Origin of the sequence: Agrobacterium sp. InxBP2 (assembly GCF_026191755.1) — a bacterium.
Classification (GTDB): domain Bacteria; phylum Pseudomonadota; class Alphaproteobacteria; order Rhizobiales; family Rhizobiaceae; genus Agrobacterium; species Agrobacterium pusense.
Window position 1 is genome coordinate 312,627 of record NZ_JAINDY010000030.1, and the last position, 22,711, is coordinate 335,337.

A 22,711-nucleotide genomic window follows, 5' to 3' on the forward strand; every position below is an offset into this window, starting at 1 on the left:
GGCAATTAAGCCGACAGACGAGCGCGGCCGCGCGCACGGCGGGCTGCGAGAACCTTGCGGCCGCCGGCAGTAGCCATGCGGGCACGGAAACCATGACGACGCTTGCGAACAAGCTTGGACGGTTGGTAGGTACGCTTCGACATTTATTTAATACCGCGGTGTGCGGCCCTTCTTGAATTTGCAATTATTTGCAAGAGCGTTTCGTTTTTTGCACGGCTAAACCCGCCTGGGCGAGCTTTCAATGGCCGAGCGTGCGCGGCTTATAAGGGCATAGGCCAAGCAAAGTCAATTGCCGAAGGGGTTTTCGCCCTTCACCTTTTGCGGAAAACGCACCGCGATTTCTCTCGTCTACGGCCGATGAGGGCCGATTCCCATCCGCAATCGATAAAATCTGAAATTCTTTCTTAAGGCCGCATTGATAAATCTTGTGACGCGAAAAGTTATGCCAGCTTCCCATTTTCATAGCGCAGCTGGTTTTTGTTGGGGGAACGAAATTGAGAATTCGCGGTCGTATCAATCTACTTGTCGGGCTGATGAGCCTTGTTGCCTGTACCATCGGCGGGCTGTCCATCTATGCGATCAACGAATTCTGGGTTCGGTCGCACCATTTCGAGCAAGCGGCCGAACGGGCTTACAAGGGCGAGGCGCTCAACCGTCTGGTAACGGCAGTCGTCATGGAGGCGCGTGGCATCTATGCAGCGGCGGACATTGCTGCGGCCGCACCCTTTGCCGACGGCATGGTCAAGAACCTCGACGCCATGGACAAGCTCATTACCAGCTGGGCACCGCTCGTGCCGGCGGAACAGAAGGCTGGTTTCGACAAGCTTGCCGGCCGCTCGAAGGAATTCCGGACTTTCCGCCTGGAGACCGTCCGGCTGGCTAAGGAAAGCGGGCCGCAGGCGGCGAGCCAGCAGGGCAACAACGAAGCAAACCGTGCCAATCGCAAGGCCTATCAGGCGGAGATCGACAGTATCGTGAAAAACGACATTGCCGAGCTTGAAGTCGTCAAGGCGGGGGTCGACGCTTTCAGCACTGCCATATTCTGGGTAATTGTCGCGGTGACTGTCGCCGGCGTGGGGGCGGGGGCTGCTTTCGGCCTCTATATCGGAACGCGTCAACTGAGTGCGCCGATCCGCCGGGTATCCCAGGTCATGAGCGAGGTGGCCGACGGAAATCTGGATGCGGCAGTTCCCTACCTTGGGCGCAAGGACGAGATCGGCGAAATGGCCGCGGCCGTCGAGGTCTTCAAGACCAATGGCCGCGAAGTGCGCCGCATGAACGCTCAGGAATCCGCCATGCGGGCCAAGAGTGACGACCTGCAGGCCGGCATGGCCGTTGTCGTCGATGCCGCCGCCGCGGGGGATTTCAGCCGCCGTATCAACAAGGATTATGGCGACGACAACCTCAACCGTTTCGCAGCCACGATCAACGCCCTGCTCATCGGCGTGGACAATGGTGTCTCCGAGACCAGCCGCGTCATCGAAGGTCTGGCGCGGGGCGATCTGACGGAGAAGATGGATGGCGAGTTCCGCGGCGTGTTCGCCGAACTCCAGTCGAACGTCAACCAGACGCTGGCCAAGCTGCGGGAAACAATGCGCGAAGTGCGTAGCAGCACGGAGGGTATCAGCGGTAATGCCGGCGAATTGCGCTCGGCCGCCGATGATCTTTCCAGGCGAACGGAACAGCAGGCCGCGGCGCTCGAGGAAACATCCGCCGCTCTGGACGAGATCACTGCCGTCGTCCGAAATTCCACCGACCGCGCCCAGGAAGCCAGCGCCATGGTGGCTGAAACCAAGCAGAAGACCGAAGAATCCGCCAATGTCGTACGCGATGCCGTTTCGGCGATGGACCGTATAGAGCATGCGTCGCGGGAAATCAGCCAGATCATCAATGTTATTGATGAAATCGCCTTCCAGACCAATCTCCTTGCCCTGAATGCGGGCGTGGAAGCGGCCAGGGCCGGCGAGGCAGGCAAGGGTTTTGCAGTCGTCGCTCAGGAAGTGCGCGAGCTCGCACAGCGCTCGGCAACGGCGGCCAAGGACATCAAGGCGCTGATCACCAAGTCCGGTGAGGAAGTCGGGCGCGGGGTATCGCTGGTCCAGAGAACCGGCAGCGCTTTGAGTGAGATCGAAACGCGCGTCCTGGCGATCAACGAGCATATCCACTCCATAGCTACCGCGGCGAAGGAACAGTCCACAGGCCTGCACGAGGTGAATACGGCCATTAACCAGATGGATCAGGTTACACAGCGTAATGCCGCCATGGTGGAGGAAACCTCGGCCGCAACCCATAAGCTCAGCAGCGAGGCGGACCATCTTGTCACGCTGGTGACCCGCTTCAATGTCGGCGCGGATGGTGTTCAGCGGAACCTTCGCGCCGAGACCGTGTCGCGTCCGGCCCGCGCCGCGCAGCCCATGCGGCCCGTTGCAGTGTCAGACAGAACGACGGCGGTGGCTTCTCCGGCGCGCAAATTGATGAACAGCGTCAGCCGGGCACTCAGCGCTCAGCCAGCCGTAGCGCCGGCGCAGGGGGACTGGCAGGAATTCTGACGGGGTTACCTGATAACTAAGCCGCTTCTTGCTTCAGACGCCGCCTTGTGGCGGCGTTTGTTTTATTGCGATGAAAACCTTGCGTCGCAGCGCATTGGAAAAAAATCCGTTAGGTCCTATTATCGTTGGTGCATATAAACCGAGCCGTTCAACCGAAGCGGCGGCGCGCATACAGGATCAGGGCCCGGTGTTTTCTAAAGGCGTAGACAGCTTGGACCGCACGGAAGACAATCCGGCGCACGGCATGCCGGGATTGACTGCCGGTCTTTCCGGGCGGCTGCTGTTGCTCACGGTCATTTTTGTCATGATCGCGGAAGTGCTCATCTTCGTGCCTTCCGTCGCCAATATGCGCCTGTCCTGGTTGCGGGATCGTCTGAATACGGCTGCCGCGGCCGGCGCGGTGATTGACGGACTGCAGGCCGAATTGCCGCGAAGTGTGCAGAACGATACCCTGATGGCGACAGGGGCAAAACTGATAGCCCTGCGCAAGGACGGTACGTCGCGGCTGCTGGCGGCTGCGGAAACCCCGCCCGGCGTCGATGAGCAATATGATCTTTCCGATGTGTCGCAGGTGGCCGCAGTACGCGATGCCTTTTCCACCCTGCTGTTCGGCGGTAACCGCGTCATCCGCGTTTTCGATGTCGTTGGCGACAGCGACACCATCATCGAACTGGTGCTGGGCGAGAACAAGCTCAGGGCTGCCATGCTGGCCTATGCCCGCAATGTGTTCCTCATTTCCATCGTTCTGTCGCTGATCACCGCCGGCCTCATTTTCATCTCCATCAACCGCATCATGATACGGCCGATACGCCGGCTGACGCTCGGCATGCAGAATTTTTCGGAAGATCCTGGCAACCCAGAGCGGATTTTCGTGCCGGAGGAGGGAACGGACGAGCTGGCCGTTGCCGGGCGTCATCTCGCCGATATGCAGACGGAACTCCAGAAAACGCTGCGGCAACAGAAAAACCTCGTGGATCTCGGCCTCGCCGTCTCGAAGATAAACCACGACATGCGCAACATCCTCTCATCCGCGCAGTTGATGTCTGACCGTCTGGTGGATGCAAAGGACCCGATGGTGCGAAGCTTCGCGCCGAAACTGCTGCGTACCATCGACCGTGCCGTTGCCTATACCGGCGAAGTTCTGGCCTATGGCCAGGCGACGGAAGGTGCGCCGAAACGCAAGATGGTGCAGTTGAGCCTTCTGGTGCGGGACGTGCGCGATATCCTGGCGCTGGAGCCTGACAGCGGTATTGAATTCCGCGACAGCGTGCCCGCGGAGCTGACGGTGGATGCGGATTCGGAGCAGCTTTTCCGGGTAATCCACAATCTGTGTCGGAATGCCGTCCAGGCCCTGCAATCCGATGCCGCCAATGCCGCGCCGAGGTATCTTTCCATCTCGGGCCAGAGGGCCGGCAGCGTCGTCAGCATCGTGATCGACGATAACGGTCCGGGTATGCCGCGGAAGGCCAAGGAGAACCTGTTTTCCGCCTTCAGGGGATCGGCCCGTTCCGGCGGCACCGGGCTCGGCCTGGTCATCGCCCGCGAACTGGTGCTGGCCCACGGCGGCACCATCGCGCTTGTCGAGAAGCCGGGCCCCGGCACGCAGTTCCGCATCGAAATCGCCGATCGCGCCACCACGGTGCAGGCGGCCAGAACCGCCTGAAAGACCCCCACCCGGATAGTCCGGCGCAGCCTTCATACCCGCTGGATGATATGCGGCTCACGCGCTCTCGAAAACGCACGTTTAGGAATGTCGTTTATTTTCAATGCGATAATTGAATTGCTGCGGAAAAATGACAATTTCGAAGCAAAATCGCTTGCAATCGGAATGAGGACGTTTTAGAGGATCGCCACGCCACCGGGAACGACCGGAACGGCACGCACCCGTAGCTCAGCTGGATAGAGCACCAGACTACGAATCTGGGGGTCAGGAGTTCGAATCTCTTCGGGTGCGCCATTTCCTTTCTTAAAACAAGCATTGAAACACGCGATATTTCTAGCCTTGTATGCGGCTTGGATGAGCAAGTCCGTTCCGCCAGATTCCTCGGCCCCTCTGGCACGCGGCAGGACCGAACGAATTCCACACATCCCGAATATATGTTAAAATCATCCGATCGTCAGATGGCTCGGGGTGAAAGCCATGTTGGAAGCGGATAAGGTATTTGCGGGGTCGATTCCGGAAAATTACGACCGCTATATGGTGCCGTTGATTTTCGCACCTTTCGCCACTGATCTGGCGCGGCGGGCGGCGGCCTTGATGCCGGTTGATATTCTGGAGGTCGCTGCAGGAACCGGCGCCGTCACGCGCGAATTCACGTCCCGATTATTGCCTGCCGCCAGCTATGTGGTGACCGATCTCAATCAGCCTATGCTCGACTTTGCCGCGTCGCAGCAGGCACCGGATCACCGCATAAAATGGCAACAGGCCGATGCCCAGCTCCTGCCTTTTGCAAGCGCTGTCTTTGATCTTGTCTTCTGTCAGTTCGGCGCAATGTTCTTCGGTGATCGGCCGTCGGCCTATCGTGAGGCAAAGCGGGTGCTGAAGCCCGGCGGGCATTATTTATTCAATGTCTGGGATCGCATCGGGGAAAACCACTTCGCCGATGAAGTGACAAACGCGTTGGCGCGCCTGTTTCCCGATGATCCACCCCGCTTCCTGGCACGCACCCCGCATGGTTATCATGATGTGGCCGCGATCCGTCGCGAACTGGAGGATGCGGGGTTTTCCCGGGTGACGATTGAAACGGTGACGGCGCAAAGTCGGGCCGCTTCGCCCCGTGTTCCGGCGGTCGCTTATTGCCAGGGAACGGTTCTGCGCACGGAAATCGAGGCAAGGGCCCCCGGAACACTGGATGCTGCGACAGATTACGTCACCGCAGCCATTCAAGCCCGCCATGGCAGCGGTGAGGTTACCGGCAAAATTCAGGCGCATGTGATTCTCGCCGCCTTATAAGTCTGCGCCCCCAGCGATTTTCGGTTCACGGACAAGCGCGGAAATACCATCAATATTAGTGGTTTTGAGTAAAGGCCCATTCATCGCGGTTTCCGATTGTCCGAGATTTCCGGGCTTTCGCGTGTCATCGAACTTTCCTCAAACCTTCGTCATATTGTCATACAATATAAGCATATGCGCTTCAGAAAAGGAGCGCAGAATGACGCCACAATCACTTGAACTTTCGGGCATCGGCAAAGGCTTCGGCGCCGACGATGTTCTGAAAGAGATCGATCTTTCCATCCGCCCTGGAGAGTTTTTGTCCCTGGTGGGCATGTCGGGCTGTGGCAAGTCCACGCTGCTGCGCATCATAGCGGGGCTCGAAACGCCGGATCGCGGTTCGGTGTCCATCGGCGGACAGGATGTGACCGAGATCGATCCGAGCGACCGTAATCTCGCGATGGTGTTCCAGTCCTACGCCCTTTATCCGCATATGAGCGTGCGCCAGAACATCGCGACGCCGCTTAGGATGCGCCGTTTGCCCTTTGCCGCGCGGCTACCGCTGATCGGGCGGTTTGCGGCCCCGGCCGAAACGGTGAGAGAGATCGAAGCAGCCGTCGAGCAGGCGGCCGAGACGCTGCAGATCGCGCATCTGCTGGATCGCAAGCCGGCGCAGCTTTCCGGCGGCCAGCGTCAGCGTGTTGCGCTTGCCCGGGCACTGGTGCGTTCGCCGGCCGCCTTCCTCATGGACGAACCGCTCTCCAATCTTGATGCGAAGCTTCGCGCCCACATGCGCGAAGAGCTGGCCGGCCTGCACCGGCGGCTCGGCGCGACTTTCATCTATGTCACCCATGACCAGATCGAAGCCATGACGATGTCCGACCGTATCGCGTTGATGTCTGAAGGTCGTATCGAGCAGCTTGGCACGCCGGATGAACTCTACCGCAAGCCCGCCACGCTCACCGTCGCGCGCTTCATCGGGACGCCCTCCATCAATCTGCTGCCGGTCGAAATCGCCGCCAGCGGCAAGGTGACGGCTTTCGCCCGGGATCTTGGTCTCGAAGCCGCGGGCCGCGACGCCGGTCCCGCAACGCTTGGTCTTCGCGCAGAGGATCTGCGTCCCGGCGCGGAAGGTTTGGCCGTGCGCGTGGTCCGCAGCGAAACCCATGGCGCAGACCGCTTCGTGAGTTGCCGTCTTTTAAGTGATGAGACGGTGGCCATAACCCTGCGACAGGGTGCCGGCGAAACGCTTGGCGCTGATGCGGATGGCGTCATGACCCTCGGTTTTGTGCCGGAGCGCGCGCATCTTTTCGCCGCCGATGGTCTCCGCCGCAAGGTGACCGTTCGCGAGCAGGTGCCGGCATGACGGCGGTTGATTTTTCTGGCGCGGCGCGTGCCAGCGCTCGCCCGAGGCTTTCAAAGGCCGACCGGCGGATGATCCGGCGCGGCCTGATCTTTGCGGCACCCGCAAGCTTGCTGCTTCTGGCGATCTATATCGTGCCGATGCTCGTTCTCGCCGGTTTTTCCGTCACGGATTATCAGCTTGGCGCGCTGTCCACGCGCTTTGTGGGGCTGGGAAATTTCGTCAAGGCGTTTCAGGATCCGGTTTTCCTGCGTGCCTTGACGAATACGGCTATCTACGCTGCCATCGTCATTCCCTTCGGCGTGTTTCTGGCGCTCGGCGTAGCCTTGCTTGTCTATAATCGCAAGCGCAGCCGCGCCTTCTGGGAAGTAGCTTACTTCCTTCCGGTCACCGCAACGCTGGTGGCCATGGCGACCGTTTGGCAATTCCTGCTCCATCCATCGCTCGGCCCGGTGAATGCGGCGATCAAGTGGATGGGCTTCGAGCCCGTCGCTTTCCTCTCCAACCCCGTTCTCCTTATCCCTACCATGGCGCTGATGGGCGTCTGGCAGATACTCGGCTTCAACATGGTGCTGTTCCTTGCCGGTCTCACCGCCATTTCGAAGGATTTGCACGAGGCGGCGCGTCTCGATGGCGCGAAGAACCCGGTGGACCGCTTCCTGACGGTGACATGGCCGATGCTCGGACCGACGACCATGTTCGTTGTGGTCACCACCTCCATCTCGGCCTTCAAGGTGTTCGAGACGGTGGCAGTGCTGACCAAGGGCCGTTTCGGATCGGAGACGTTGCTGTTCGATCTCTATCTCGAAGGTTTTGAGTATTCCAACACCGGTTATGCCGCCGCGCTGACGGTGATCTTCCTCGCAATCGTACTGGTGCTTTCGATCGGCCAGACGCTGCATATGGACCGGAAGGTGCATTATTGATGGCCGCACTCCGCAAATATCTTCCGCATCTTGTGTTGGCGCTCGGCGCTTTCCTGATGCTCCTGCCGTTCTACTGGATGGTGCTGACGTCAATCCGTTCGCCGGCGGAAATATTCAACGTTTCGCTCTGGCCGATCCCGGAGAAATTCGACGCGGCCGATAATTACACCCGCGCAGCCGGGCAAGTGCCCATGGCACGCTTCATGCTCAATGGCGTCATCGTCTGCGTCGGTATTCTTGTCGTCCAGATACTGACATCTGTGCCGGCGGCCTACGCTCTGGCGAAACTGCGGTTCCCGGGCCGCAAGCTGCTTCTTGGCCTGGTCGTCGCCGCGCTCTGCGTTCCCATCCAGGCCCTTGCCCTGCCGCTTTTCGTCGGTCTGGCAAAGACGGAGCTGCTGAACACCTATTTCGCGATGATGATGCCCTTCTTTCTCTCCGTCTTCGCCATCTTCCTGTTCAATCAGTCCTTCCGCAGCTATCCGGATGAAATCATCGAAGCGGCACGCATGGACGGCTTCTCTGAAATGGAGATCTGCTGGGGGCTTGTGCTGCGTGGTTCGCTGCCTTCACTCGCCGCCTTCTCGGTCTTTTCGCTCGTCGCCCACTGGAACGACCTCTATTGGCCGATGATCGTTATCTCTGACACCAATCTCGCGCCACCGCCGCTTGGCATGATGTTTTTCGCCGATGTTGAATCCGGCGCAAATTACGGCGCGCTGATGGCGGGCGCGACACTGATTACCGCGCCGATGGTGCTGTGCTTCCTCCTGGCACGGCGGCATTTCATCGCCGGTATTACCATGACCGGCGTCAAGTGACGCCGTTCAGACTTCCTCCTCCCAACCTCTCTGGAGACTGACATGAAACTAAACCGACGCGCTGTGATGGGCGGTCTGGCCCTTGGCATGGCTTTTGCGGGCCTCGCTCAGCCGGTTTTCGCCAACGAAATCACGCTCAATGTTCTCTACAACCTGCCGGGCTTCACGAAATTCCATCAGCCGCTGGCCGATGAATTCATGAAGAAGAACCCGGACGTGAAGATAAACTTCCTCGCTCCGGCTGCCGGTTATAACGAAGGCCAGCAGCAGGTTCTGCGCTCTGCCGTTACCGGTAATCTGCCCGACGTTTATTTCTCGGGCTACAATCTGACGGCGGAACTGGTGCACACGCTCGCACCGCGCAACCAGATCACCGATCTCGGCCCGTTCATTCAGGCTGAAGGCGGTCAGGCTTTCCTCGACAAGAACTACAGCCCGAAGATGGCGGCACTCGGCCAGATCGACGGCAAGCAGTATGGTCTGCCGGTCAACGCTTCCTCGCCGATCATCTACATCAACTCGGACCTCGTCACCAAGGCCGGCGGCGACCCGGACAAGATGCCGACGACCTTTGCGGAGCTCATCGCTCTTGCCAAGAAGATCAAGGCTCTCGACCCCAAGTTTGCTGGCATGAGCTACGATATCAACGGCTGGCCGGATGACTGGCTGTGGCAGGCGCTCATCGTCGAACAGGGCGGCAAGCTCGTTGACGAGAAGACCAAGACCGTTGCCTTCGACAACGAGATCGGCCTCAACGCCCTGAAGATGACCCGCCAGTTCGTCACCGAAGGTGGCCAGAACCTGCTCGACTGGGACCAGTCCCGCCAGCAGTTCGGTGCAGGCCTCACCGGCTTCATCTTCTCGACGCCCGCTCACGTTCAGACGATCCAGGGTCTGGTTGGCGACCGCTTCAAGCTGAAGACGGCGACTTTCCCGCTGGACAACAAGGAAAAGGGCGGCGTTCCGACCGGCGGTAACTCTGCCGTTATCCTGACGCAGGACAAGGCCAAGCAGGATGCTGCCTGGAAATACCTGAAGTGGATCACCGGTCCGGAAGCGCAGAACACCATCGTTCGCATCACCGGTTACCTGCCGACCAACAAGCTGGCAACCGGCCCGGACTTCCTCGCTCCTTATTACGTCGAGAACCCGAATGTGAAAACCGCTTCGCTTCAGGCTGACCGTTCTCTGCCCTGGGCCGGTTACCCCGGCGGCGATTCCGTCCGCATCTGGCGCACCCAGCGCGATATCATCGGCACCGTCATGCGCGGTGAGGTGACGCCGGAAGCCGGTCTCAAGCAGATCGTCGAGCAGACCAACGCCCTGCTGAAATAATCAGCACCATCGAGAGGCTGCGGGAAATCCGTTCCCGCAGCCATTTTGCGCAGGAAGCCCCAAATGAAGATTATCCAGATCACCGATACCCATCTTCTGCTGCCCGGCGTCGCCATAAATGGCGTCGACCCGGAAAAGCAGCTGCGCGCGGCAATCGCCGATATCGTTGAAAAACACGCCGACGCCGATCTTCTTGTCATGACGGGCGATCTTTGTAATTACGGTGAGCCGGAAGCCTACGGGCTGCTCCGCGGCATCCTCGCGTCGGCCTCCATGTCGGTGCGGCTGATGCTCGGCAATCACGACCGCCGCCCGGAATTCGTGGCCGCCTTTCCCGAACAGCCGCGCGACGATAACGGTTACATCCAGTCCTTCATCGACACCGATTTTGGTCGTTTACTGTTTCTGGACAGCCATGAAGCCGATGTCATAGGCGGCATGTATGGTGAGGATCGTCTGGCATGGCTGGAGAGCGCGCTGGAAAGCGCGGGCGAGTTGCCCGTGACGGTTTTCATTCACCACCCGCCGATGGATTGTGGCATCCGCCATTTTGAACATATCGGCATGCACGATGACGGAGCTGTCATGCGCCGGCTCGCCGCTCACCCGGCCGGTGTGCGTCACATTATCTTTGGCCATATCCATGTGCCAATGGCAGGCACGACGGCCGAAGGCATCGCTTATAGTTCCGGTCAGGCCTGCGCGCATCGCTTTATCACCGATATCGACGTTGTCGATCCCCTGTGGACGGGCGGCAATCCCTGTTACCGGGTCATAAGCCTCGGTGCGTTCGGCCTGCGTGCCTATGATGTGGAAGTGGGGCAGGTCGTGCTTGGGCGGGCGCCTGTCTGCGAAGGCCCCTGACGAGATGCTTTTTCCTCACTGCGATGACGCGAAGTGGGCTCGTCACTCCTCGCCGATCACGGCGTAACGGAAGTCTCCTGCCGATCGCAGGGCCGGCATGGTGTGAGGGCCTGCCAGCCTGTCGCGACGATGCGTCACTTACTGTCGCTGAACGGGATTTGATACGCAGAAGTGATGGTTCCCTTCTTGCCCTTGATCTATGTCAGTTTGATCGATGAAACTGCACGCCATAGTCGCCGCGAGATGGGCGACCGAATGCCGTGCCATCGTGATTGCAGATCATGGAGAAGTGCATGCTTGAAAAGCGTATTCGCAACGCGTCCCTTTTGAACCGGATCGTCAGTGCCGAAGAGGCCGCCAGTCTCATTCGGGATGGCATGACTGTGGGCATGAGTGGCTTCACGCGTGCCGGCGAGGCCAAGGCGGTGCCGCTGGCGCTGGCGGAGCATGCCAAGCTGCATCCCATGAAAATCACCCTGATGACGGGGGCATCGCTGGGCAATGATCTCGACAAGACCATGGTCGAGGCGGGCATGCTGGCGCGTCGCATGCCGTTCCAGTCCGATCCGGCTTTGCGAAAGGCGATCAATGACGGCAAGGTCATGTTCATTGACCAGCATCTCTCCGAGACCGTCGAGCAATTGCGCGGCGGTCAGATTCACGGCGTCGATATCGCCATCGTTGAAGCCGTGGCGATCACGGCTGAAGGTGGCATCGTGCCCACCACCTCCGTTGGCAATTCCGCGAGTTTCGCCATCCTGGCCGATAAGGTGATCGTCGAGATCAACCTGTCCCAGCCCGAGGTGCTGGAGGGGCTGCACGACATCTTCATTCCCGCAAAACGTCCAACCCGCATGCCCATCCCGGTGGTGGCGACGGATAGCCGTGTCGGACTACCCTTCATTCCGGTGCCGCCGGAAAAGATCGCCGCTATTGTCCTGAGTGACAAGAGCGACAGCTTCTCGACAGTGCTGCCGCCGGATGATGAAACCAGGGCCATTGCCGGCCACCTCACTGAATTCCTGCTGAACGAGGTGCGTCAAGGCCGTATGACCCACGAACTTCAGCCGCTTCAGGCCGGCATCGGCACGATCGCCAATGCTGTGATGCACGGTTTCATTGATACGCCGTTTCACGATCTCAAAATGTATTCGGAGGTCCTGCAGGACTCCACATTCGAACTTTTCGATGCGGGCAAGCTGACTTTCGCGTCGGGTTCGTCGATCACCTTGTCCTCCGTCATGAACGAGCGGGTCATGCCGCGTCTGGCCGAATATAAAAGCAGGCTCATTCTGCGCCCGCAGGAGGTCAGCAATCATCCCGAAGTTATCCGTCGCCTCGGTATCATCGGCATCAACACGGCGCTGGAATTCGATATTTACGGAAACGTCAATTCGACCCATGTCGGGGGAACGCATATGATGAACGGCATCGGCGGCTCGGGGGATTTTGCCCGAAATGCCTATATGTCCATCTTTGTCACCAAGTCTATCGCCAAAGGCGGCGCCATATCGAGCGTCGTTCCCATGGTCAGCCATGTCGATCACACCGAACATGATGTCGATATCCTCGTGACCGAGACGGGCCTTGCCGACCTTCGTGGCCTTGCGCCTCGTGAACGCGCGGCGGTCATCATCGAGAACTGCGTGCATCCGGCCTATCGTGATGCGCTAACGGACTATTTCCAGCGGGCAGTCTCGCGGGGAGGGCACACGCCGCATCTCATGGAAGAAGCGCTTTCGTGGCATGGCGCCCTGCGTGAAAGGGGCACCATGCTGCCGCAGAAATAGCGGCGGATCAGGAATCCAGCCTGAGGTATCGGACGCGCCCACGCGAAATTGGGTCCGTTTGGACACACCGGGATGGAAATCATCCGCCACTTCGCTGTGGTTGCTGGCGCGTCAGTTCCGCCTCCGGTAGAAAATCCTCTCTCTCGGCAGCGACCCGGCTGCCTCAGGGTTGCAGGAGAGTGATGTAATGCCCATTCGCTTCGTCGCCATGATCGCGATTGTTGCCCTGCTTGCCGGTTGCGGCGGGCGGCCGATCGGAGTGATGACGCCAACGGGACAAACAGTGGCCGGTACGACGCCGGTGAATCTCCTTGTCGCGACGACACGCGCGCCGTCTGACAATCCTGCGGTTCTTTTCGGCGGCGAGCGGGGTACGGGGCTGAAGGTCGACGCGGTCACCGTCTCGATACCGCCAGACGCCAACCGCAAGGTCGGACAGGTGCAGTGGCCGAAGAAGCTGCCGCCCAATCCGCTGAAGGATTTCACTACCGTTGCGGTCGAGCCCATTCGCTCCGAAGCCGAGACGCGAAGCTGGATCGGCCGGCATATTGAAAAGGACCGCCGCGTGCTGGTCTTCGTGCATGGTTTCAACAACCGCTACGAGGAATCCGTCTATCGATTTGCCCAGATCGTCCATGATTCCAGAACCGATGTCGTGCCCGTCGTCTTCACCTGGCCGTCACGCGCCAGCATCTTCGACTATAATTACGACAAGGAAAGCACCAACTATTCCCGTGACGCGCTGGAAGAGATGCTGACGCGGCTGGCGAAAGACAAATCCATCCGTGAAGTCACGGTCATGGCGCATTCCATGGGCACCTGGCTTGCGGTGGAGGCGTTGCGGCAGATGGCCATCCGCAATGGCCGCGTCGATCCGAAGATCGGCAACGTCATTCTGGCAGCACCTGATCTCGACGTGGATGTCTTCAGCCGCCAGTTCGCAAGCCTCGGCAACACACCACCGAAATTCACGCTCTTCGTTTCGCAGGACGACCGCGCGCTCAGCCTGTCGCGCCGCATTTCCGGCAATGTTGACCGTCTTGGCCAGATCGATCCTTCCGTTGAGCCCTACAGCAGCCAGCTGGAAAAGGCCGGTATCACGGTTCTCGATTTGACGAAGCTGCAATCGGGCGACCGCCTGAACCACGGCAAGTTTGCCGAAAGCCCGGAGGTCGTGCGTCTGATCGGCGACCGCCTCATCGCGGGCCAGACCGTGACGGATTCCGATGTCGGCCTGGGCGAAGCCTTGGGCGCCGTCAGCATCGGTGCCGCGCAGACGGTGGGAACAGCAGCGAGCGTTGTGGTCAGCGCGCCAATTGCTGTGTTCGATCCCCGCACGCGGGAAAACTACGGCAGGCAGGTGGAGCGGCTTGGCCGCTCGGTGGAAAATACCGTGGGATCGGTGGGTGATACGGCCGGCTCCGTGGTGGACGATCAGGCGCTTCAGTCGTCAAGGATCAACTGCGATGCCGCTGCCAATCGAAACCGGGCGGAATGCCGCAATCGCTAAACTGCGATGCGTTAGGGGCAGCGGGAACGTAGGCGCTTTTTGTCACAGAGCGTCGCAGATTTGTATACAGCTTGTATTTTTATCTGTATGGTCGGTCGACAACCCTTTTCGGAGTAAGACCCCATGCGTTGGAAACGCACCCTTCAGCTTCTCGATGTTCATTGCGAAGGCGAAATCGGCCGTGTCGTCACCGGCGGCGCGCCGAAAATTCCCGGCAATACGGTGGCTGAACAGCTTCACTGGATGAATACCGACCCAAAGGGAGAGGCGCTTCGTCGCTTCCTGACGCTGGAGCCGCGCGGCACGCCCATGGGCTCGGTCAATCTGCTTCTGCCGCCGAAGCATCCGGATGCGCACGCCGCCTTCGTCATCCTTCAGCCGGACCAGGCGCATGCCAGCTCCGGATCGAATTCCATATGCGCGACGACTGCGCTTCTGGAAAGCGGCATGGTGGAGATGCACGAACCGGAAACCGTTATCATTCTGGAAACGGCGGCCGGTCTGGTGAAGGCAACGGCCACCTGCCGCGACGGGCGCTGCGAAAAGGTCAAGTTGACCATGGTGCCGTCTTTCGTGCATGCGCTTGATGTCAGCATCGACACACCCCAATGGGGCAAGGTGACGATGGACATCTCCTATGGCGGCATTTTTTATGCGCTGGTGGATGTGCGTCAGATTGGTCTAACGATCGAAAAAGCCAATGCCGCGAAGCTGGTCTCTGCGGGTATGATCCTGAAGGACCTGGTCAACCGCGAAATGACCGTTGTGCATCCCGAAATCCCCGCCATATCGGGCGTGGCCTATGTGATGTTCCGCGATGTGGACGCCGATGGCTCCATCCGCACCTGCACCACCATGTGGCCGGGCCGGGCGGATCGTTCGCCCTGCGGCACCGGTAATTCCGCCAATCTCGCCACGCTTTATGCGCGCGGCAAGGTGAAGGTGGGCGACGAGTATAAATCCCGCTCGATCATCGGTTCGGAATTCGATGTCGGCCTTTCCGCCGTCACCGAAGTTGCGGGCCGTCCGGCTGTCATTCCCACGATTGCCGGGCGCGGCTTTACCTTTGGTCTGCATCAGGTCGGCCTCGACCCATTCGACCCATTGGCCGATGGTTTTGCCATGACCGACGTTTGGGGTCCGGAAGCGGGCAACATCTAAAGCGCGCTTCAAAAAAATGACATTTACGGCTGCCTGATCATGTCGGGCGGCTGTTTTCCCGCGACAAAAGATGCTAAGCGGGCGCAATTCCATCATGCTCCGAGGTATCCCGATGAAGTCGCTCACCCTGCGCCGCCCTGATGACTGGCACCTGCATCTTCGTGATGGCGCCATGCTGGAAGGGGTGATCGGGGATACGAGCCGTCATTTCGCCCGCGCCATCATCATGCCGAACCTGGTGCCGCCGGTTGTCACCACCGCAGATGCCCGCGCCTATCGTGACCGCATCGTCAAGGCCATTCCCGCGGGCGACAGCTTTGAGCCCTTGATGACGCTCTATCTGACCGAGGACACGCAGGCCGACGACGTGGAAGAGGGCAAGAAAAGCGGCCTGATTACCGCTGTAAAGCTTTATCCCGCCGGTGCCACAACCAATTCCCACGGCGGTGTGCGCGATTTTAACAAGGCCATGCCTGTTCTGGAGCGCATGGCGAAGATCGGCCTGCCCCTCTGCGTGCATGGAGAAGTAACAACGCCGGAAGTTGATATTTTTGACCGCGAGAAGGTCTTCATCGAGACGGTTCTGGAACCGCTGCGCCAGCGCCTGCCGGAGCTCAAGGTGACGATGGAGCACATCACCACCCGCGATGGCGTTGACTATATCAAGTCTTCCAAGGCCAATCTGGCCGGCTCGATCACCACGCATCATCTCATCATCAACCGCAACGCCATTCTGGTTGGCGGCATCAAGCCACATTATTACTGTCTGCCCGTCGCCAAGCGTGAGGAGCACAGGCTTGCGCTGCGGGCTGCCGCGACCTCTGGCGATGCGCGCTTTTTCCTTGGCACGGATTCCGCTCCGCACGTGGACCCGCTGAAGGAATGCGCCTGCGGTTGCGCGGGCATTTACACGTCCATCAATACGATGAGCTGCCTTGCCCATGTCTTCGAGGACGAAAACACTCTCGACAAGCTGGAAGCTTTCGCTTCGCTCAGCGGCCCGGCCTGGTATGGTCTGGCGCCGAATGAGGAGACGATCACGCTGGTCAAGCGCGACGAGCCAGTGTCATTCCCCGCCAAGATCGAAACGGGCGCCGGGCCGGTGACCGTATTCGATCCGATGTTCCCGCTTCATTGGGATGTAAACTGATTTTATGACCGCCGGCACTGCCGGCGGTTTTGTTATGGTCCGCCGGCACCTCGGCTGGCGCACGAAATACCGAACAAAGACGCGTGCTTTCCGAACACCGATCCGGGTTTTCGGAGCGAGAAACCAAGGCCTAAAAGGAGAACGCCTATGAACCACTTCACATTCACCGATCGCGCCGTCGTTGCCGAACTGGTTGCGAAAATGTTGTGGGAAATCAAGGCGGTCCATTTTAATTCCGAAAGCCCATATACCTTCGCGTCAGGCATGAAGAGCCCTGTCTATATCGACATGCGCAAGCTCATCTCCTTCCCGCGCATTCGCTCCGCAGCCATGGATTTTGCGGCGGCGGCTGTCCTGCGCGAGGCCGGTTTCGAGAAGTTTGACTGTGTGGCCGGCGGCGAAACTGCGGGCATTCCCTTCGCCGCTTTCCTTGCCGAGCGCCTCGGCCTGCCGATGATCTATTGCCGAAAGAAGCCGAAAGGCCATGGCCGCAATGCCCAGATCGAAGGACATATGCCCGAGGGTGCCCGCGTTCTCGTCATCGAGGATCTGACGACCGCAGGTGGCTCGATGTTTACCTTTATCGACGCCATTCGTGCGGCGGGCGGCATCGTCGATCACGGCATCGCACTCTTCTATTACGGCATCTTCCAGGAGGCGGAAGCACGCTTTGCCAACGGCAATGTTAAGCTGCATTACCTGACGACCTGGCGCGATGTTCTGGCCGTTGCCCGGGCTGAAAAACTGTTCGATGAAAAGACCCTCTCCGAGGTTGAAGCCTTCCTCGATAACCCGCTGCCCTGGTCGGCAAAGCGCGGCGGTGTCAGCGAATTGCCGCAATCCTAATTTCGGATGCGGGTGGCCAGCTTGTGGCTGGCCTTCCGATCAATCTTCGTCTAAATCGATTTAAGTCCATTTGATTTGCTGTTTTGAGGAGGACCGTAATGATCCTGTGTTGTGGTGAAGCCCTGATCGACATGCTGCCCCGGCAGACAACGCTGGGAGAGGCGGGTTTTGCCCCTTATGCAGGCGGTGCGGTCTTCAACACGGCCATTGCGCTGGGACGTCTCGGCGTTCCCTCCGCTTTTTTCACCGGTCTTTCCGATGACATGATGGGCGATATCCTGCGGGAAACCCTGAGGGCGAGCCATGTCGATTTCAGCTATTGCGCCACTCTTTCGCGCCCCACCACCATCGCCTTCGTAAAGCTGGTCGACGGCCACGCGACCTATGCCTTCTATGACGAGAACACCGCCGGCCGGATGATTACCGAAGCCGAGCTTCCGGCGCTGGGCGCCGATTGCGAAGCGCTGCATTTCGGAGCCATCAGCCTCATCCCCGAACCCTGCGGCAGCACCTATGAAGCGCTGATGACGCGCGAGCAAGAAAGCCGTGTCATCTCGCTCGATCCCAATATCCGCCCCGGCTTCATCAAGGACAAGCAGTCGCATATGGCCCGCATCCGCCGCATGGCCGCCATGTCCGATATCGTTAAGTTCTCGGATGAGGACCTTGCCTGGTTCGGTCTTGAAGGCGATGAGGACACGCTTGCCCGCCACTGGCTCCACCATGGCGCAAAGCTGGTCGTCGTCACCCGCGGTGCGAAAGGTGCCGTTGGCTATACGACCGGCCTGAAGGTCGAAGTTGCTTCTGAACGCGTGGAGGTGGTGGACACCGTCGGTGCGGGCGACACCTTTGATGCCGGCATTCTTGCGTCGCTAAAAATGCAGGGCCTGCTGACCAAGGCGCAGGTGGCGTCACTGACGGAAGAGCAGATCAGAAAGGCGCTTGCGCTCGGTGCAAAGGCGGCGGCAGTCACCGTTTCGCGCGCTGGCGCCAATCCGCCTTTTGCGCACGAAATCGGCTTGTGATGGGTTAGGGTTGAACCATTTTGAAAAGATGGTTCAACACGCATCACGCCGCCAAAATCGTGAAAAACCGTTATTTCGGTATTATCAAGCTTGTGTCTGCTGTTTTTTCGAGAAACAAGCGTCGCATGAGTGTTTCAACAGCCCATCCCTTTGATTTCGACCCGACCTACGGCATGCAACGCGAACAGTTGCTTGCCATCACGCCCCCGGAAGCGCCACCCGGTTTCGATGACTTCTGGGAGAAGCGCTATCGCCGCGCGCTTGCCACTGATCCGCGCCCGGTGCTGCGCCGGAGCAAGCTGAGCGATCCCCGTTGGCAGGTCCTCGATCTGACCTACACCTCCACCGACGGTTTCCGTATCGGTGCATGGCTGCTGTTGCCGCGCGAAGGACAGGTCCGCCGCGGCCTGGTCGTCGGCCACGGTTATGGCGGGCGCGGCGAGCCTGATTTCGATGTGCCGGTGGAAGAGACAGCCGTGCTGTTTCCCTGCTTTCGTGGACTGTCGCTGAGTGCCTGTCCGCCGATTTCATCCGATCCGGCCCTTCACGTTCTCTATAATATCGAGCGGAAAGACGATTATATTATCGGAGGCTGTGTCGATGACCTTTGGATCGCGGTCTCGACGCTTCTCAGCCTTTATCCCTGGCTGGAAGGGCAGGTGGGTTATAGCGGCATCAGCTTCGGGGGTGGTATCGGCGCTCTTGCTATCCCTTATGATAAGCGTATCGACCGCGGCCATCTCGTTGTGCCGACCTTCGGCCACCGACCGTTCTGGCTGACGCTGCCAACACTCGGCAGCGCGGACGCCGTCCAGACCTATGCGAAGACGCACGCCCATGTTCTTGAAACGTTGCGCCTCTTCGATGCGGCCTGCGCGGCCGCCCGCATAAGCGTGCCCATGCTGATTGCGCCTGCGCTTTTTGATCCAGCTGTGGCGCCGCCCTGCCAGTTCGCGGTGGCCAACGCTTTGCCGCCGTCAAAATTTAATGAAATCTTCATCCTCGACGCCGGGCATTTCGATTACCCTGACAGCGCATCGCAAGATGCGGTCCATAAGGACAAGGTCAGACGGTTTTTCAAGGTGCCATGAAACGCGAATATCTCCGCTGGTATAATCACAGGCTCCATCGCGATATGGAACTCCTGATATTCGGTCATGCCGGCGCGAAAGTGCTGATGTTCCCGACACGCGACGGGCGCTTCTTCGAATATGAGGAGTTGGGCGTCGTCGAAAGTCTTTCCCACAAGTTGGAGGCCGGCCACCTCCAGCTTTATTGTATCGAGGGTCTGGCACGGGAAAGTTTCTACGCGGGCCACAACCATCCCGCCGACCGTCTCCGACGTCACGCCGCACTCGAGGCCTATATTCTGGGCGAAGTGCTGCCGCTGATGGCGGAGAAAAATCCGCATGATAGCACCATCGTGCAGGGCTGCAGCCTCGGTGCCTTTCAGGCCGCCAGCCTCGTCTTCCGTCACCCGCATCTCTTCACCAAGCTCGTCGCTTTTTCCGGCCGCTATGACCTGACGATGGAGGTGGAGTCTTTCGGTGATCTGTTCGACGGCTATTATGACGATGACGTCTATTTCCACATGCCGAGCCACTTTCTTCCCGGGTTAAACTGCCCATGGCGGCTCGATCACCTGCGCCGCATCGACATGGTCTTCACCATTGGCGATGCAGACCCCTTTCTGGACAACAATCACCACTTAAGCCGCGTGCTTTCAGGCAAGCAGGTGGGGCACCAGATGCATGTCTGGGAAGGCCGCGCGCATCGGGCGGGTGCGTGGCGCAAGATGGCGGCGCTTTATATTTGAGGCTGGAGCCCGCGCCTCAGGCGAGAAGAAATTCCATCAGGGCATTCTGGGCATGTAGAAGAAAAGCTTTTGCCGACCGGCTCTTACAGGCCGGATGGACCATTGCGTCCGCGGTCACCTCTTGGCCACGCGAGACTGGCGGACAGGGCAAAAAAATCACATCAGGCGGCATCCTGTCGAGAAGGGAGGCGGATATGCGATAATCGGCCAGATGATGATTGGCGTCGGACGGCCAGGAATCGGTAATGACCACATCCGCATCCAATAGCTCATCCATGTCCGTGCTTGCCCGGAAGTTCGGATTGATGAGCGCGGCATCCGTGACGTGCCATTGATCCGGGTAAACCTGCGTGACCTGAATGGGCAGGGAAATCGAGGCTTCGACCCAAGAGCGTAAAATATTGGCGTCCGGTGCTACACCGACGATTTTGAGGCCGGCTTTCTGGCCCCTCAGGCTTTTCACATAGGCTAAATCACCAAGCGTTTCACATGGATGATTGAATTTTGTCCGCGCGTTGATGACCGGTGCGCGCATGTCGGCTGCAAGTGCCCGGAGTGTCGAGAGTTCCTTCGTGCGGATAATCAAAAGATCGAACCAATTGTCGAGATAACCAGCCAGATCGGCAATCTCTTCTCGGCCGTTAAAGTTGATCGGAACGGTAACGCAGGTGCCGCCCATCGCCTGGATACCGAGATCAAAGGCGGCGGTATTGCGCCAGCCGGTGTCGTCAACGATCAGCCCTACACGTTTTCCCTTGAGCGTCTGTGGCATCGTGCCTTGTAACCAGTCCTCGGCCAGAGCGCACGCGCGGTCGATGATCGAGAAGATCGCGTCCGCACTCAGGTTGTGAAACTCCAGAAAGTCCCTGCCCGGCCGGAACGACATATGCACCTCCAAATGACATTCGATCAACGCTGCATTGAAAAAAGCCGGAAGTCGCCCTCCGGCTTTCGTAAATTGCAGTGCCTGGATTTACCCCGCCAGACCCGCCAGCGCCTTCACCAGGCCCTGCGTAGAGCTGTCATGGCCAGCGGCGCTTTCCTTTCCTTCGACGACCGGAAGCAGGCCGGTCGCCAGTTCCTTGCCAAGCTCCACGCCCCATTGGTCGAAGGAGTTGATGCGGAACAGCACGCCTTCAACGAAGACGCGATGTTCGTAAAGCGCGATCAGGCGGCCAAGCGCGAATGGCGTCAGCTTGTCGTAGACGAAGGTGATGGACGGACGATTGCCGGTGAAGACACGGTGCGGCGCAATGAAATCCGCATGTCTGTCATCCACGCCCTTGGAGGTGAGCTGGGCTTTTGCCTCAGCCAGCGTCCGCCCCTTCATCAGCGCTTCCGACTGCGCCAGGCAATTGGCGATGAGAAGCTGGTGCTGGTGGCGCAGTTCGGGCTCGAAACCGTTGGCTGCGATCATGAATTCCGCCGGGATGACGCTCGTGCCCTGGTGGATCAGCTGATAGAAGGCGTGCTGACCATTCGTGCCGGGCTCGCCCCAGACAACCGGGCCAGACTGGCCTTCGACCGGCGTGCCGTCGATGGTCACACCCTTGCCGTTCGATTCCATGTCCAGCTGCTGCAGATAAGCCGGGAAACGCGAGAGCCGCTGGTCATAGGGCAGGATCGCCCGCGTCGGGTAATTCAGTACGTTGCGGTGATAAAAACCGATCAGGCCGAGCAACATCGGCAGATTTTCACGGACCGGCGCCTCGCGGAAGTGGCGATCCATGGCGTGGGCGCCATCCAGGAACTTGCCGAAATTATCCGGCCCGATGGCGATCATCAGCGGCAGCCCGATGGCAGACCAGATCGAGTAACGGCCGCCAACCCAGTCCCAGAAACCGAAGATGCGGTCGCTTTCGATGCCGAAGGCGGTAACCTTGTCCAGCGCTGTGGAAACCGCGGCAAAGTGATGTTTGACGGCGTCTTCGCCCAGCTTTTCGGCGATGAAGCGGCGCGCCGTGGCGGCGTTCGTCATCGTCTCGATGGTGGTGAAGGTCTTCGACGCCACGATGAAGAGCGACGTCTCGGGGTCGATGAGCTTCAGCGTATCGGCAATATGCGCGCCATCAATGTTCGAGACGAAATGCGCCCGCGGGCCGTCATGGAAAGGTGCCAGTGCCAGCGTTGCCATGACCGGGCCGAGGTCGGAACCGCCAATGCCGATATTGATGACATCGGTAATCTTTTTACCGGTCGCGCCCTTCAGCGAACCGGAACGGATGGCATCGGCAAACTTGCCCATGGCAGACAGAACCGCGTTCACATCGGGCATCACGTCCTTGCCGTCAACGAGAACCGGCGTGTTGGCGCGATTGCGCAACGCGGTATGCAGGACGGCACGGTCTTCGGTGAAATTGATCGCCTTGCCGGAGAACATCTCCTCGCGCTTGGCCTCGACGCCGCCTTCTTGTGCAAGCTGTTCGAGAAGCGTGACGATCTCTTCATTCACGGCGCACTTGGAATAATCCATCAGCAGGTCATCGAACTTGGCGCTGAAACGGCTGAATCTCTTGTCATCGGCCGCAAAGGCGGCGCGAAGATCGGTTGCGGCTGTGCTGCTCGCCGTTGCTTTCAGTTTTTCGATGGTGGCCTGCATCTCGTGCTCCTCGGCTTCCGTGGA

General features: G+C 59.4%; 19 protein-coding genes and 1 tRNA gene. 17 read left to right on the top strand and 3 right to left on the bottom strand.

Annotation, left to right across the window (positions count from 1 at the left end):
- Positions 1–5 precede the first annotated feature (5 nt).
- Positions 6–143 (bottom strand): 50S ribosomal protein L34, encoded by a 138-nt coding sequence (rpmH, locus tag K7A42_RS16790; protein ID WP_003493611.1) that lies wholly within the window; start codon positions 141–143, stop codon positions 6–8.
- Positions 144–494: 351 nt separating this feature from the next.
- Here rpmH and K7A42_RS16795 point away from each other — a divergent pair, with 351 nt between their 5' ends.
- The 17 genes from K7A42_RS16795 (at position 495) to K7A42_RS16875 (ending at position 20,088) form a co-directional block, all read left to right on the top strand.
- Positions 495–2,549, top strand: a complete 2,055-nt coding sequence (locus K7A42_RS16795; protein WP_112555943.1) for a methyl-accepting chemotaxis protein — start codon at positions 495–497, stop codon at positions 2,547–2,549.
- 244 nt (positions 2,550–2,793) lie between these two features.
- Complete coding sequence (locus K7A42_RS16800) at positions 2,794–4,212, top strand: ATP-binding protein (RefSeq protein ID WP_006698926.1); 1,419 nt, start codon at positions 2,794–2,796, stop codon at positions 4,210–4,212.
- Positions 4,213–4,429: 217 nt separating this feature from the next.
- Positions 4,430–4,506 (top strand) — tRNA-Arg (locus K7A42_RS16805).
- A 183-nt stretch (positions 4,507–4,689) separates the two neighbouring features.
- Entirely contained in the window at positions 4,690–5,502 is an 813-nt protein-coding gene (locus K7A42_RS16810) for a class I SAM-dependent methyltransferase (RefSeq protein WP_282455578.1), read from the top strand.
- A 199-nt stretch (positions 5,503–5,701) separates the two neighbouring features.
- The gene (locus K7A42_RS16815) at positions 5,702–6,847 is read left to right on the top strand and encodes an ABC transporter ATP-binding protein (protein ID WP_072493935.1); all 1,146 of its coding nucleotides are present in this window, start codon (positions 5,702–5,704) and stop codon (positions 6,845–6,847) included.
- Positions 6,844–7,770 carry a carbohydrate ABC transporter permease gene (locus tag K7A42_RS16820; protein WP_035206712.1) on the top strand — a complete coding sequence of 309 codons (927 nt, stop codon included), beginning with the start codon at positions 6,844–6,846 and terminating at the stop codon, positions 7,768–7,770. Before K7A42_RS16815 ends, K7A42_RS16820 begins: the two co-directional genes overlap by 4 nt.
- Complete coding sequence (locus K7A42_RS16825) at positions 7,770–8,591, top strand: carbohydrate ABC transporter permease (protein WP_004439691.1); 822 nt, start codon at positions 7,770–7,772, stop codon at positions 8,589–8,591. The genes K7A42_RS16820 and K7A42_RS16825 overlap by 1 nt, the downstream gene beginning before the upstream one ends.
- A gap of 42 nt (positions 8,592–8,633) precedes the next feature.
- Positions 8,634–9,926: an ABC transporter substrate-binding protein gene (locus K7A42_RS16830; RefSeq protein ID WP_004439693.1), complete on the top strand. Its 1,293-nt coding sequence runs from the start codon at positions 8,634–8,636 to the stop codon at positions 9,924–9,926.
- Positions 9,927–9,989: 63 nt separating this feature from the next.
- Positions 9,990–10,790 carry a phosphodiesterase gene (locus K7A42_RS16835; protein ID WP_022555545.1) on the top strand — a complete coding sequence of 267 codons (801 nt, stop codon included), beginning with the start codon at positions 9,990–9,992 and terminating at the stop codon, positions 10,788–10,790.
- A 293-nt stretch (positions 10,791–11,083) separates the two neighbouring features.
- Complete coding sequence (locus K7A42_RS16840; protein WP_282455580.1) at positions 11,084–12,580, top strand: acetyl-CoA hydrolase/transferase family protein; 1,497 nt, start codon at positions 11,084–11,086, stop codon at positions 12,578–12,580.
- Positions 12,581–12,767: 187 nt separating this feature from the next.
- Positions 12,768–14,090, top strand: a complete 1,323-nt coding sequence (locus K7A42_RS16845; protein ID WP_006698933.1) for an alpha/beta hydrolase — start codon at positions 12,768–12,770, stop codon at positions 14,088–14,090.
- A 123-nt stretch (positions 14,091–14,213) separates the two neighbouring features.
- Positions 14,214–15,251, top strand: a complete 1,038-nt coding sequence (locus K7A42_RS16850) for a 4-hydroxyproline epimerase (RefSeq protein WP_112766106.1) — start codon at positions 14,214–14,216, stop codon at positions 15,249–15,251.
- A 112-nt stretch (positions 15,252–15,363) separates the two neighbouring features.
- Positions 15,364–16,401, top strand: a complete 1,038-nt coding sequence (pyrC, locus tag K7A42_RS16855) for a dihydroorotase (protein ID WP_112766107.1) — start codon at positions 15,364–15,366, stop codon at positions 16,399–16,401.
- Between the two features lie 147 nt (positions 16,402–16,548).
- Positions 16,549–17,247, top strand: coding sequence for an orotate phosphoribosyltransferase (locus tag K7A42_RS16860; RefSeq protein ID WP_004439706.1), 699 nt, complete (start codon positions 16,549–16,551; stop codon positions 17,245–17,247).
- Positions 17,248–17,345: 98 nt separating this feature from the next.
- Positions 17,346–18,272, top strand: a complete 927-nt coding sequence (locus K7A42_RS16865) for a carbohydrate kinase family protein (protein ID WP_037089369.1) — start codon at positions 17,346–17,348, stop codon at positions 18,270–18,272.
- A 125-nt stretch (positions 18,273–18,397) separates the two neighbouring features.
- Positions 18,398–19,363 (top strand): acetylxylan esterase, encoded by a 966-nt coding sequence (locus K7A42_RS16870; RefSeq protein WP_282455581.1) that lies wholly within the window; start codon positions 18,398–18,400, stop codon positions 19,361–19,363.
- On the top strand, positions 19,360–20,088 hold the full coding sequence (locus K7A42_RS16875) for an esterase family protein (RefSeq protein ID WP_282455582.1): 729 nt from the start codon (positions 19,360–19,362) through the stop codon (positions 20,086–20,088). Before K7A42_RS16870 ends, K7A42_RS16875 begins: the two co-directional genes overlap by 4 nt.
- Positions 20,089–20,104: 16 nt before the next feature.
- On the opposite strand, the gene K7A42_RS16880 is transcribed toward K7A42_RS16875, so the two are convergent.
- Positions 20,105–20,974, bottom strand: a complete 870-nt coding sequence (locus tag K7A42_RS16880; RefSeq protein ID WP_174150635.1) for an ornithine carbamoyltransferase — start codon at positions 20,972–20,974, stop codon at positions 20,105–20,107.
- Between the two features lie 87 nt (positions 20,975–21,061).
- Entirely contained in the window at positions 21,062–22,687 is a 1,626-nt protein-coding gene (pgi, locus tag K7A42_RS16885) for a glucose-6-phosphate isomerase (protein WP_022555553.1), read from the bottom strand.
- Positions 22,688–22,711 lie beyond the last annotated feature (24 nt).

What these genes read in the sequence shown, in the direction of transcription:
- rpmH (WP_003493611.1), bottom strand. Translation starts at nt 143, where the DNA reads ATGTCGAAGCGTACCTACCAACCGTCCAAGCTTGTTCGCAAGCGTCGT.
- K7A42_RS16800 (WP_006698926.1), top strand. Translation starts at nt 2,794, where the DNA reads ATGCCGGGATTGACTGCCGGTCTTTCCGGGCGGCTGCTGTTGCTCACG.
- K7A42_RS16810 (WP_282455578.1), top strand. Translation starts at nt 4,690, where the DNA reads ATGTTGGAAGCGGATAAGGTATTTGCGGGGTCGATTCCGGAAAATTAC.
- K7A42_RS16815 (WP_072493935.1), top strand. Translation starts at nt 5,702, where the DNA reads ATGACGCCACAATCACTTGAACTTTCGGGCATCGGCAAAGGCTTCGGC.
- K7A42_RS16820 (WP_035206712.1), top strand. Translation starts at nt 6,844, where the DNA reads ATGACGGCGGTTGATTTTTCTGGCGCGGCGCGTGCCAGCGCTCGCCCG.
- K7A42_RS16825 (WP_004439691.1), top strand. Translation starts at nt 7,770, where the DNA reads ATGGCCGCACTCCGCAAATATCTTCCGCATCTTGTGTTGGCGCTCGGC.
- K7A42_RS16830 (WP_004439693.1), top strand. Translation starts at nt 8,634, where the DNA reads ATGAAACTAAACCGACGCGCTGTGATGGGCGGTCTGGCCCTTGGCATG.
- K7A42_RS16835 (WP_022555545.1), top strand. Translation starts at nt 9,990, where the DNA reads ATGAAGATTATCCAGATCACCGATACCCATCTTCTGCTGCCCGGCGTC.
- K7A42_RS16840 (WP_282455580.1), top strand. Translation starts at nt 11,084, where the DNA reads ATGCTTGAAAAGCGTATTCGCAACGCGTCCCTTTTGAACCGGATCGTC.
- K7A42_RS16845 (WP_006698933.1), top strand. Translation starts at nt 12,768, where the DNA reads ATGCCCATTCGCTTCGTCGCCATGATCGCGATTGTTGCCCTGCTTGCC.
- K7A42_RS16850 (WP_112766106.1), top strand. Translation starts at nt 14,214, where the DNA reads ATGCGTTGGAAACGCACCCTTCAGCTTCTCGATGTTCATTGCGAAGGC.
- pyrC (WP_112766107.1), top strand. Translation starts at nt 15,364, where the DNA reads ATGAAGTCGCTCACCCTGCGCCGCCCTGATGACTGGCACCTGCATCTT.
- K7A42_RS16860 (WP_004439706.1), top strand. Translation starts at nt 16,549, where the DNA reads ATGAACCACTTCACATTCACCGATCGCGCCGTCGTTGCCGAACTGGTT.
- K7A42_RS16865 (WP_037089369.1), top strand. Translation starts at nt 17,346, where the DNA reads ATGATCCTGTGTTGTGGTGAAGCCCTGATCGACATGCTGCCCCGGCAG.
- K7A42_RS16870 (WP_282455581.1), top strand. Translation starts at nt 18,398, where the DNA reads ATGAGTGTTTCAACAGCCCATCCCTTTGATTTCGACCCGACCTACGGC.
- K7A42_RS16875 (WP_282455582.1), top strand. Translation starts at nt 19,360, where the DNA reads ATGAAACGCGAATATCTCCGCTGGTATAATCACAGGCTCCATCGCGAT.
- K7A42_RS16880 (WP_174150635.1), bottom strand. Translation starts at nt 20,974, where the DNA reads ATGTCGTTCCGGCCGGGCAGGGACTTTCTGGAGTTTCACAACCTGAGT.
- pgi (WP_022555553.1), bottom strand. Translation starts at nt 22,687, where the DNA reads ATGCAGGCCACCATCGAAAAACTGAAAGCAACGGCGAGCAGCACAGCC.